Origin of the sequence: Tistrella mobilis KA081020-065, assembly GCF_000264455.2 — a bacterium.
Lineage (GTDB): Bacteria > Pseudomonadota > Alphaproteobacteria > Tistrellales > Tistrellaceae > Tistrella > Tistrella mobilis.
Map to the genome: position 1 here is coordinate 1,475,563 of NC_017956.1, position 10,971 is coordinate 1,486,533.

11 protein-coding genes are annotated in these 10,971 nt (G+C 70.1%); 9 read left to right on the plus strand and 2 right to left on the minus strand.

The window, feature by feature from the left end; all coding sequences use genetic code 11:
- Window position 1: 1 nt before the first annotated feature.
- Window positions 2-1,150: a FecCD family ABC transporter permease gene (locus TMO_RS06710; protein ID WP_014744852.1), complete on the plus strand. Its 1,149-nt coding sequence runs from the start codon at window positions 2-4 to the stop codon at window positions 1,148-1,150.
- Window positions 1,151-1,167: 17 nt separating this feature from the next.
- Window positions 1,168-1,956, plus strand: coding sequence for an ATP-binding cassette domain-containing protein (locus tag TMO_RS06715; protein WP_014744853.1), 789 nt, complete (start codon window positions 1,168-1,170; stop codon window positions 1,954-1,956).
- Between the two features lie 13 nt (window positions 1,957-1,969).
- Here the strand turns inward: TMO_RS06715 and TMO_RS06720 are convergent, their stop codons facing one another.
- Window positions 1,970-3,226, minus strand: a complete 1,257-nt coding sequence (locus TMO_RS06720) for a cytochrome P450 (protein WP_014744854.1) — start codon at window positions 3,224-3,226, stop codon at window positions 1,970-1,972.
- A 255-nt stretch (window positions 3,227-3,481) separates the two neighbouring features.
- Between TMO_RS06720 and mscL the strand changes: the two genes are divergently transcribed.
- A complete protein-coding gene (gene mscL, locus TMO_RS06725) occupies window positions 3,482-3,922 on the plus strand; it encodes a large conductance mechanosensitive channel protein MscL (protein WP_014744855.1) in 441 nt (146 codons plus the stop codon).
- Window positions 3,923-3,944: 22 nt separating this feature from the next.
- Here the strand turns inward: mscL and TMO_RS06730 are convergent, their stop codons facing one another.
- Window positions 3,945-5,480 carry a hypothetical protein gene (locus TMO_RS06730; protein WP_014744856.1) on the minus strand — a complete coding sequence of 512 codons (1,536 nt, stop codon included), beginning with the start codon at window positions 5,478-5,480 and terminating at the stop codon, window positions 3,945-3,947.
- Between the two features lie 557 nt (window positions 5,481-6,037).
- On the opposite strand from TMO_RS06730, the gene TMO_RS29180 reads away from it, so the two are divergent.
- From TMO_RS29180 to TMO_RS31620, 6 genes are all read left to right on the plus strand, one after another.
- On the plus strand, window positions 6,038-6,748 hold the full coding sequence (locus TMO_RS29180; RefSeq protein WP_014744857.1) for an outer membrane protein: 711 nt from the start codon (window positions 6,038-6,040) through the stop codon (window positions 6,746-6,748).
- A 265-nt stretch (window positions 6,749-7,013) separates the two neighbouring features.
- A complete protein-coding gene (locus TMO_RS06740; protein ID WP_014744858.1) occupies window positions 7,014-7,541 on the plus strand; it encodes a CC0125/CC1285 family lipoprotein in 528 nt (175 codons plus the stop codon).
- 531 nt (window positions 7,542-8,072) lie between these two features.
- Window positions 8,073-8,948 carry a MotA/TolQ/ExbB proton channel family protein gene (locus TMO_RS30300; RefSeq protein WP_014744859.1) on the plus strand — a complete coding sequence of 292 codons (876 nt, stop codon included), beginning with the start codon at window positions 8,073-8,075 and terminating at the stop codon, window positions 8,946-8,948.
- Window positions 8,949-8,973: 25 nt separating this feature from the next.
- Window positions 8,974-9,387, plus strand: coding sequence for an ExbD/TolR family protein (locus tag TMO_RS06750; protein WP_014744860.1), 414 nt, complete (start codon window positions 8,974-8,976; stop codon window positions 9,385-9,387).
- A complete protein-coding gene (locus tag TMO_RS06755; RefSeq protein WP_014744861.1) occupies window positions 9,384-9,812 on the plus strand; it encodes an ExbD/TolR family protein in 429 nt (142 codons plus the stop codon). Before TMO_RS06750 ends, TMO_RS06755 begins: the two co-directional genes overlap by 4 nt.
- Complete coding sequence (locus TMO_RS31620; RefSeq protein WP_014744862.1) at window positions 9,809-10,921, plus strand: energy transducer TonB; 1,113 nt, start codon at window positions 9,809-9,811, stop codon at window positions 10,919-10,921. Before TMO_RS06755 ends, TMO_RS31620 begins: the two co-directional genes overlap by 4 nt.
- Window positions 10,922-10,971 lie beyond the last annotated feature (50 nt).

Sequence of the window (10,971 nt, forward strand, 5' to 3'; positions counted from 1 at the left end):
CGTGGCGGTCGTGACCGACGAGGCCTCTTCGTCCCCGGGCATGGCCGGTATCGTCGACGCCCGGGCGCGTGCCCGGCGGCGCATGGGCACGGCACTGGTGATCGCGCTTCTGGCGGTGGCGGTCGCGGCACTCGCGACCGGGCCGCTCGCCATCGCGCCGGCCGATTATCCGGCGGTGGCGCAGGCGCTGATGGTCCGCTTTGGCTGGATCGATCCGGCCGCGGTCGATATCGCCCGGGCCGATCAGGTCAAGGCGGCGGTGCTGATGGATATCCGCCTGCCACGCCTGATCCTGGGGCTGATGGTGGGCGGCGTGCTCGGCCTGTCCGGCGCCGTGCTCCAGGGGCTGTTCCGCAACCCGCTGGCCGATCCGGGGCTGATCGGCGTGTCGTCGGGTGCCGCACTCTTCGCAGTGGCCGCCATCGTGCTCGGCCATGCGCTGGTACCGGCGCTGCCCGGCTGGGCGGCGGCGGCGATCGTGCCGGTCGCCGCCTTCTGTGGGGCGATTGCCGCCACCATGCTGGTCTGGCGGCTGGCCGGCGGGGCTGCGGTGGACGGGGCAGCGGCAGGGCAGGACATGTCGCTGCTGCTGCTGGCTGGTGTGGCGATCAGCGCGATCGCGGCGGCCGGCGTCGGACTGTTTTCGTATATCGGCGACGACCAGCAGCTGCGGGAACTGACCTTCTGGGCCATGGGCGGCCTGGGCGGGGCGCGCTGGGGGCTGATCTGGGCGCCGGCCATCGCCATCGCCATTGCGGCCTGGCTGCTGCTGCCGCTGGCCCGGCCGCTGGACGCCCATGCGCTGGGCGACCAGGACGCCTATCATCTGGGTATCGACGGCACAAGGCTGCGGCGCCGGGCGGTGATCGGTGCCGCACTGGGGGTTGGTGCCGCGGTTGCCGTGTCGGGCACGATCAGCTTCGTGGGGCTGGTGGTGCCGCATCTGGTGCGGCTGGCCGTGGGCCCTGCCCATCGCGGCGTGCTGCCGCTGTCGGTGCTGGCCGGTGCCGTGCTGCTGGTCGGCGCCGATCTGCCGGCGCGGCTGGTGGCGGCACCCGCCGAACTGCCGATCGGCATCGTCACCGCCCTGATCGGCGGGCCGTATTTCATTCATCTGCTGCGCGCCCGCATTCGCGGTGGCGGCATCTGATCCACCGGAGGGCCCCGATGCTGAGCCTGACCCGCGTCACCTGCCGCCGTGGCGGCCGGACCCTGGTCGATGAAGCCGATCTGGACATTCAGCCGGGGCGCCTGGTCGCGATCCTGGGTTGCAATGGCGCGGGCAAATCCACGCTGCTCGGCCTTGCCACCGGTGCAATCCGACCCGATGGCGGGCGGGTGGCGCTGGACGGGGTGTCGCTGGAGCGGATCCCGGCCGGGAAGCTTGCCCTGAGGCGGGCGGTGATGGGGCAGGCCGATATGCTGGGCTTCGCCTTCACCGCGGCCGAGGTGGTGGCGCTGGGGCGGGCGCCCTTCCGCGGTATCGCGACGCCGGACGAGGATGCGGTGGCGATCCGTCAGGCGATGGCGGATACCGGCATCGGGCCGCTGGCCGATCGTATCGTCACCCGGCTGTCGGGCGGCGAACGCCGCCGGGTGCAGCTGGCCCGAACGCTGGCCCAGGCGGCGGGCTGCCGGGCCGAGCCGGGTACCCGCGCCCTGCTGCTGGACGAGCCCAATGCCGCGCTCGACATCGCCCGCCAGCGCGATCTGGCGCGGGTGATGCGTCAGGCGGCCGATGGCGGGCTGGCGGTGGCGGCGGTTCTGCACGATCCGGATCTGGCGGCGGCGGTCGCCGACGAGGTGGTGCTGATGCGGGCCGGGCGGATTCTGGACCGCGGCGCCCCCGCCCGGGTGCTGACGGCGGCGGCGCTGGATGCCGTCTATGACGTGACCGCCCATGTGGTGCTGGACGGCACCACCGGCAGGCCGCGGATCGGCTTCAGCTGGCTTTGAGCCGGGCCGCCCGTCAGGCGACGGCGGCACCGGGCAGGCTGGCGGTGGCCGGGCGCCGGCGCGGGTCCAGCACCAGGGTCAGGCGCTGCGGCCGGCGGAAACCTTCGCCGGTGATGGTGGGGTCGCAGTCCTCGGCGGGTCGGATGTCCTGAAACCCGCCGGCCAGGCGGCGCAGGGCTTCGGCGATGATCGCCGAGGCGAGCGGCCGGCCCGGACAGGCATGGCGCCCGGCCCCGAAGGAGAGTACCGGCACCGGCGGCCGCCCGGGCAGGAAACGCTCCGGGTCGAAACGATCGGCCGCCCGGAAGACACTTTCATCGCGATTGGCACTGGCCAGGAAAACCCGGACCGAGGTGCCGCGCCGGACCTCGATGCCGCCCAGCATGGTGTGGCCGCGCACGAAGCGGGTGGTGTCGTGCTGGGGCGGCTGGAAGCGCATCACCTCCAGCGCGAAACTGTCGGCCAGACTGGGCTCCACCGCCAGGCGGTCGATCAGATGGCGATGATCCAGCAGCACCGCCAGCGCATTGGCGATGGCTGAAAGCGGGGTTTCGACACCGGCCGCCATCATCAGCAGCATCAGCCGCATCAGCTGGGTGCGTTCCAGTTCCGAGGCCATGCGCTGCACCCTGAGGGCCAGCGCGGCGGGGCGCGGTGACAGCCCCTCGTCGATCAGCCGGCCGATTTCGGCTTCGAGAGCCCGGCGGTCTTCGACCACATCGCCCAGATCGACATCGGCGGTTTCGATATAGCGGCTGACCCGCGACAGATGCCGGGCAAGACGGTCGCCGGTTTCGGCATCGATGCCGAACAGGCCGCGGATCACGCCGCGGGCAATCGGCTCGGCCAGAGCTGCGACCGCATCGACCGGCCGGCCCGCCGGCAGGCCCGATATCGTGGCGCCGATGATGCCCGGGGCAAGCCCGGCCACCGCCGCGGCCACGCCCTCGAAGCCCAGCAGATGCTGGGCGGCGCGGCGCTGGGCAAGATGGCGGGCGCCATCGATGTCGAGCAGGGTTTCCCCGAAGGCCTGGCGGGTACGTTTGAACGGGTATTCGACGGTGAAGACCGGGTCGGTCAGCACCCGCATGACATCGGCATGGCGCACGACGCAAAGCTGGCCCAGCCGGTCCGACCACCAGACCGGCCGATCGCGGCGGGCGCTGGCATAGGCCGGCCAGGGATCGGTGCGGAAAGCCGCGCTGCCGAAATCGATCGGCTCGGCCTGGCCACCGTTTCCGGCCTTGTTGCCCTGTCCGATCACTGTCATCGGTGCCCCCGCACGGATCCTTCACCCCGACCCATGATTAACGATAGCATGATCTGCCGCATCGCAATACGAAAGGCCTCTGCGGCATCATATGGGGAGCCGGGTTTCCCGGACCAGTGGACGTGACGTCGCGGAGCGGGCGCTGCCTCCGGGACTTGCCGTTGTCACGTCGTCGCGGCCTAATCGGGGTTCGGGATGTCAGGGTGGTGGCGTTTCTTTCCATCCGCGGCCTGCAATAGAAAAGGGGTCCTGCCTATGAAGCTGATCGACGAATTCCGCATCTTCGCGGTCAAAGGCAATGCCTTCGACCTGGCGGTGGGCGTCATCATCGGTGCCGCCTTCGGCGCCATCGTCACCTCGCTGGTCAATGACGTGATCATGCCGCCGATCGGCTATGTCACCGGCGGTATCGATTTCACCGACATCTTCATCAATCTGTCCGGCGGCGACTATCCAAGCCTGGCAGCCGCCAAGGAGGCGGGCGCCGCTACGATCAATGTCGGCGTCTTCCTGAACCGGGTGATCAGCTTCCTGATCGTCGCCTGGGTCCTGTTCCTGCTGGTCCGGCAGATGAACCGTCTGAAGCGGAAGGAGGAAGCGGCCCCCACCGCCCCGGCGGCCCCGGCGCCGGAACTGGTGGTCCTGCAGGAGATCCGCGATCTGCTGGCGGCAGAGCGCGGTCAGCCGAAACCCTGAGCGGGCCGGTCCCGGCGCCGGGTCAGCCCGGCGCCTTGAGCACGCCGACCAGAGGCGGGGTGGCGGTGACGGCGCCGATCGCCTCGCCTGCGACCAGATCGGCGCCGGCCGCGGCCGCCATGTCGAGCCGCTCGTCGTCGTCGACGCCGAGCGTGTAGAGGCGCAGACCCGCGCGCTGCACGCTCAGCCCCAGGGCTTTCAGCGCCTGCGGGGACATGCGCACCTCCGGTGTGAGGCTGCCGGTCACCAGACTGGCAGCCTGCCGGGCGGCCGCATCGGCGTGGCGGCCAAGATGGATGCCGGTGCGGCGGATGCCGGCGGCGGTCGCCGCCTCGAAGCGCCGGTGATCCAGTTTGATGCGCATCAGCACCATGCGGCAATGCGGGCGGATCGGCGCGACCATCGCTTCCAGCATCGACGGTGCCACATCCGGCGGACAGCCGACGATCTCGGGCGCGATCCGCGCGCCGCTCTGATCGGCGGCGGCGGCCAGCCTGCCCGCATAGACCATCCGTCGCGCCGTGGGGGCCAGGGTCTCGAAATGCACCGACAGGGTCACGAACGTTCCCCGCCCCTGGCGCTGCGCCTCCGTGAGGTCGGCGGTCGCCCGCTGCAGGCAATAGAGATCGAGCTGGGCGATATCCACAGCATCGGCCTGCGGTCCCAGAACGGCATATCCCCGCAGGACGGCATTGCTGCGCTTCAGCTTTGGGCGGAGCATCCCGGCCGCGACCCGGCCGTGAACCAGAGAGACCACGGGCCGATAATCGCAATCCAGCTGGGCCTGCACGCTCTCGTCAAGCTTTGGTCCATCCTCTGCGGGCATCTCGGTGGGTGGGGGCGTTGGCTGATCGAGCTCACGCATGGGCTGCCAGAGCGGCCCGAGCGCCGCTCGTGCCGTTTCGGCAGCTATGGCGCGCAGGTCTGGCAGGGGAGCATGGATCGGTGCCAGTGGCGGCGATGATGGCGGGACCGGAATCCGGCTCGACGGCGGATCTGCCGGAGACCGTGCCCGATCGGGCGCGGACAGTGAGGCCACGAGATCGTCAATCTGCACGCCGGTAAATTTTGGCTCCTCCCCCTTCAGCCCGTCTGCGACCGATATGGCGGGCCAGGGGCCTGCATCGTCTCCGCCGAAGGCAAACCGGGTGATCTCGGCGGCGGCTCCGGCGGCGGCGGCCAGCACCATGTCGGGCGTCCGGTCGGGCGCCACGGCGATCAGTGCCAGCGGGCCATGGGGCAGGATCACCGCCGTCTGGCCCAGCCGCCTGCCCAGGATCGCAGATGCCGCGGTGCGCACCCTGGCGGCCGCCGCCGGCCACCGGTCGCCCAGCCGGTCGGCGATCGGCTCCAGCGACAGCCGGACCACCCGGCCGGCCATCGCCGCCGGGCGGGCCTTGAGCAGGCGGCTGACCTCTGCTTCCACCTGACGGCGGACCTGTTCCAGCCGTTTGAGGTTCTGCCGGTCGTCGTCGGCTTCTGCGACGGCCGCGCTCGATCGGGCCGGCGCGGCGGTATCGCTGGTCAGAAGATCTCGAACCCAGTGCAGCAGATCCATGATGCCTCGCAGGACGCGGGAGAGTCCGACGGCAAGGTCAGAATGCCAGGGGAAGAGCGGAAGGCCAGGGGGAGAGCGGAAGGGTAGATGTCGGATGGGGGCGACCGGACCATGTTAAACCTTTTCGTCATCCGGAAGACATGGTTGTGCAGCTTTTCAGCGCAAGGTGGTCGATTTCTACAATAAAGTTACCACATGATATGTTGCATGAAGTGCACAACTGTGGCAGTTCTGTCGGAAGCTGGCGTCCGAGCTGATGACAGGCGCCCCGTCAACCCCCATAGTAAAGGGGACGGAAGATGCATGTCCGGCATCTGTCCCAACGGCGGTGCTGGCTGAATCAACTGCGCTGACGCGGACTGATCCATACGGTGGACACTTGCCGTATGACGTTTCGGCCGCTATGACGGTTGCAGACCCCCCTGAACCGGTGGTGCCACTTTTGCGGGTGGCGCGGTTGGGGGTGGAACGTGGCCGACGGCGGTGAATGGCCGGCGGAAACCGGACTGCATCGGTTCCACCAAGACGAAGATCCGTCTACAGGAGATCGACGAGCGATGACCCGCAAGCTGACGGTGGCCGCGATGGCCGTCGCATTCTGCGCCCTCCCTGCCTTCGCATATGCGCAGGATGTCGCCAGTGAGATCGCGCTCCGGCGCGGTGGGGAGCCGGGCTGGTACGGCTCGCTGCTCGGCGGCGCCAATATGGAAACCGACACGAGCTTCACCTCGGGCCTTGCCGGTGGCAAGATCGAGCAGGAGTACAAGACCGGCTTCGGCGTGCTTGGCGCCGTCGGTTACGATTTCGGTCGCGTCGCCCAGTGGGGCGGCTTCCGCACCGAACTCGAAATCGGCTATCGCCAGAACAACATCGACAACCACACCGTCGGTGGCGTGGACCAGCCGGAGAGCAACGGCAAGTCCAAAGTCTGGTCGGGCATGCTGAACGTCTATCACGACTTCTACCTGCCGGCTTCGCGCCTGACCCCGTATCTGGGTCTGGGCGTCGGTGCGGCCTATGTCGAGGCAGATGGCTATTCGGCCGACGGCTCGCCCACCCTGCTGGACGATGACGACACCGTCTTCGCCTATCAGGCGATGCTGGGTGCGTCCTATGCCCTCAGCCCGTCGATGTCGCTGATCGGCGAATACCGCTACTTCGGCACCCAGGGCGTGGAGCTGACCACGACCGCCGCCGACGGCGCGCGCACCAGCAGCGACAGCTATGGCTCGCACAACGTGATGGTCGGTCTGCGCGTCAACTTCTGATCCGCGCCCTCTGTCGCGACGGCTTGTCCGGTCCCGGCCGGCCAGACCTGCTTCGGAACCGCCCGTGTCTCTTGCACGGGCGGTTTCGTCGTTTGAAGGGCCGGCTGCGGCACCATGACATATCTCTGCCACTGGTGAGCCGGCAGGCGGGGTGCCATATATGCAGCGATGGCGGAGGGGGTGCGGCCCGCACCCGGCGCGACCCCGCCCGGTCCGGCCCCGGCCCGTTATGCCGGGGCGACAGGTACAGCGGATGACCGATCCCATGATGCCGCAGACCCGCCGCCGGCACCTTGTCCGGCCGCTTATCGTGATCGCCGGCCTTAGTCTGGCGCTGGCCGCCTGCGCCGGGCCCACGCCCTACCAGCCGCTGCTTCACGGGCAGGGCTATGCCAATCAGCGGCTGGAAGCCAACCGCTTCCGGGTCAGCTTTGCCGGCAATTCGGCCACGCCGCGTTCGGTGGTCGAGGACTATCTGCTTTATCGCGCCGCCGAGATCACGACCACCACCGGCAACGACTATTTCCTGGTCGTGAACCGCGATGTGGAACCGCGCAATCGCTATACCTATGACGCGCCCCCGGTCTGGGGCTATGGGTATGGCTGGGGCGGGCGTGGCAGCGGCTACGGCGTGGGCCTGTCGACCGGCACGGCCGAGCCCGATACCCGCTATACCGCCTGGCTTGAGATCCTGGTCTTCTCGGGCCCCCGGCCCGCCGATCCCAATGCCTATGACGCGCGCGAGGTGATGGGTGCCATCGGGCCGGAATTGCGGCGCCCGGCCCGGAGTTGAGGCCGGCAGGGCAGACCGGTTGTGCGCTGCGGCAGGATCATTCCGCGAATGATTTGCAATCGCTTAAATCTCGGTGTAGCGTCGCACGCGATGTCCTGACGACCGGAGGATCTCCGTGCGATGACCGGCGAACCCATCACCCCTGATACCGCTGCACCCGGCACTGCGCCGGCGGCCATGACGGCCGCGCCTGCGCCCGTGGCCGGATCCGAACCCGGAAGCGGTGCGCCGGGGGCGATGCACAGCGCTGCTCCTGGATCCGCGACGACCGATGCGGTGCCTGATGCCGCACCGGCGGCGGCCCCGGTTTCTGCGCCGGCCACCGATGCCGGCACGGGAGCCCCGGCTGCGCCGCCACCGGTCGCGCCGGTTCAGGTGGTCCCGGTGCAGGTCACTCAGACACAGGCAGCCCAGGCTCCCGCGTCTCAGGCTCCCGCGTCTCAGGCTTCCACCCCTCAGACTTCCACCCCTCAGGCCCCCACCTCTCAGACTCCGGCTGCACCGGGCCCTGGCGCGCCTGCCGGTGCTGCAATGCCGGCCGCTGATGCCGCCGGGACCAATGGTACAACCACGGCGGATGGTGCGGCGTCGGGTGCGATTGACGGCACGGTCGCCGCCGACGCGATCACCGCGCTGCCGGGCATGACCCAGCCCGGCGATACCGTCGCCACCACCGAAGCCGATGGCGGCACCGGGTCGTCGACGCTGGATCTGCTGATCGCCGGCGGCCCGATCGTGGGCGTGCTGGGGGTGCTGTCGGTGATCGCGACCGCGATCATCCTGCTCAAGATCTGGCATTTTTTGAGCGCCGGCCTCGGCAATGGCCGCAAGCTGGCCCGGGCGGTCGACCGCGCGGTGCGCGAGGGGCCCGAGGCCGGGCGCGCGGCGCTGGACGGGGTGACCCATCCCGGCACCGACGTGATCCGCACTGTGCTCGACGGCCGCCTGCATGGCGTGCCCGAGCCGGCCCTGCGTGAAGAGGCCGAGCGGATCGGCCTGGAGCGGGTGGAAAGCCTGCGCAGCCATCTGCGCGCACTTGAACTGATGGGCGGCATCGCGCCGCTGCTGGGCCTGCTCGGCACCGTGCTTGGCATGATCACCGTGTTCCAGACGCTGGAGACCGCCGGTTCGGCGGTCGACCCCTCGCAGCTGTCGGGTGGCATCTGGGAGGCGCTGCTGACCACGGCGGTCGGCCTGATCGTCGCCATCCCCTGTGTCGTCGCCCATGCCTGGCTGGACCGGCGGGTGGAGCGTGCGGCCCATGTGATCGAGGATTCCGCCACGCGGCTGTTCGTCTCGCGCGACATGATCCGCCAGGCGGGCGACGTCCGGCGGCCTGCTGCCATCCATGGCGGCGGCATGGCCCCCGATCTCCGGACCGCCCGCGCGGCCGGCCCTTCCGCCTGATCGGCCGGCACGGGAAGCACATCTCATGCGCCTGACCCGCAGCCGCCGTCGTCATGGCCTGGCCATCGGCCTGACGCCGCTGATCGACGTGGTCTTCATTCTGCTGCTGTTCTTCATGCTCGCTTCGTCGCTGGCCGACTGGCGGGTGCTGGAGGTGGTGATGCCCGAGGCCCGGCCTCAGGCGACCCCGCCGCCGCCTTCGTCGACCGTCCGCAATCTTGTGGTGGTCGCCGTGGCCGCCGATGGCGCCTTGTCGATCGACGACGAGGCGGTCACCCCTGAAAGCCTTGCCCAGCGCCTGACCGCCCGTGCCGCGGCCGATCCCACCCTTCGGGTGCATGTGCGGCCGGTGGAGGCTGCCCCCATGCAGGCGGTCGTCTCGGCGCTTGAAGCGGCCGGACAGTCGGGTGCGGCCTCGGTGGAGGTGCGGCCGCGATGAGACTGCGCCGGCAACGCGCTCCCTATAACAGCGACGACGCGCTGATCCCGCTGATCAACGTCGTGTTTCTGCTGCTGGTTTTCTTCATGGTCGCCGGCACCATCACCGCGGGTGATGCCTTCCGGGTCGAGCCGGCGCGGATCGCGGCCGAGGCGCGCAAGGAAGCCGCCGAGGGGCGGCGTGTGCTGCTGGTCGGCGCCGATGGCCGCTATGCCTTCGATGGTGAGACCTTCGACCGCGAGGCGCTGGCCGAACATCTGGCGCGTGCGGTGCAGGCTGCCGCCGATCGTGGCCAGGCTTTGCAGCCGCTGGCGGTGAAGACCGATGCCGCGGCACCGGCAGGGGCGGCGATCGCCGCAACCGAAGCGGCAAGGCTGGCGGGATTCCCGGGCGTGGTGCTGCTGGTGCAGCGGGTGCCGAAATGACGCAGCGCAAACGGCAGTCGGCAGAGGCGCCCGGCGGACGGGCGGTCACCGCCGCGGTGATGGCGGCGCTCGCCCTGCATGGCGCGGGCGCGATCTGGCTGCTGAACCAGCCGGTGGAGCCGGTTGGCATCCCCGGTGAGGTCGCGATCGTGATCGGCTTCGGCGGTGCCGGTGGCGATGGCGGCCAGGGCGGCGAGGGCGGTGGCGTGGCCACACCCGATGCCCCCGATGCCGCGCCCATGGACGAGCCGGCTGCTGCTGCTGCGCCTGAAGCCGTGGTCGAAGAGCCGCCACTGGAGGAACCGGAGTCCGAGCCTGAGGTCGTGCAGGCGCCGGAACCCGAACCGGAGCCAGAGATGCCGCCGGTCGAAGAGATGCCGGTCACCCCGCCACTCGAGCCGGAACCGGTTCCGGAGCCCGAGCCTGAGCCTGTTCAGGAACCGGAGTCCGAACCCGAACCAGAGCCCGAGCCGGAGCCCGAACCCGAGCCGGAGCCCGAACCCGAGCCGGAGCCCGAACCCGAACCGAAGCCAACCCCGCAAGAGGTGCGGCAGATGGCGGCGGTGATGCCGCGCGCCAAGCCGACCCCGCCGCCGGCGCCGGTGAAGCCCGCGCGTCCGGCACCACGGCCGGCGCCCCAGCCGACCGAGGCACCGAAGCCGGCGGCAGGGGCCGAGGCCGAGGCACCGAAGACGGGCCCTGCGGGCACGCAGGCGGCCGGCATACCCGGTCGCCTGGCAGGTGCGGCCGGTGTCGCCGGGGCAGCGGGTCTGCCTGGCGGCGGGCAGGGCGGGTCCAGTGGCATTGCCGATCCGAAAGAGGTCGACCTCTACAACGCCCGGATCATGGCCTGGCTGGAACGGCACCGGCGCTATCCGCGATCGGCCCAGTTGCGCAACCAGCAGGGCACGGTGCAGCTGGAATTCACGATTGATGGCACGGGTCAGGTGGTGTCGTGGCGGATCGTGCAGCGCTCTGGCATCTCATCGCTGGACCGGGAGACCGAGCGGATGATCGAGGCGGCCTCCCCCGTGCCGGCACCACCGCCCGAGATGCTGGATGGCGGCACCAAGACCTTCGTGATCCCGATCGTCTTCCGGCTGCGCTGACCGCCCGTCACATCCGATCAGACATGCGAAACCCCCGGCAGCACGGGCTC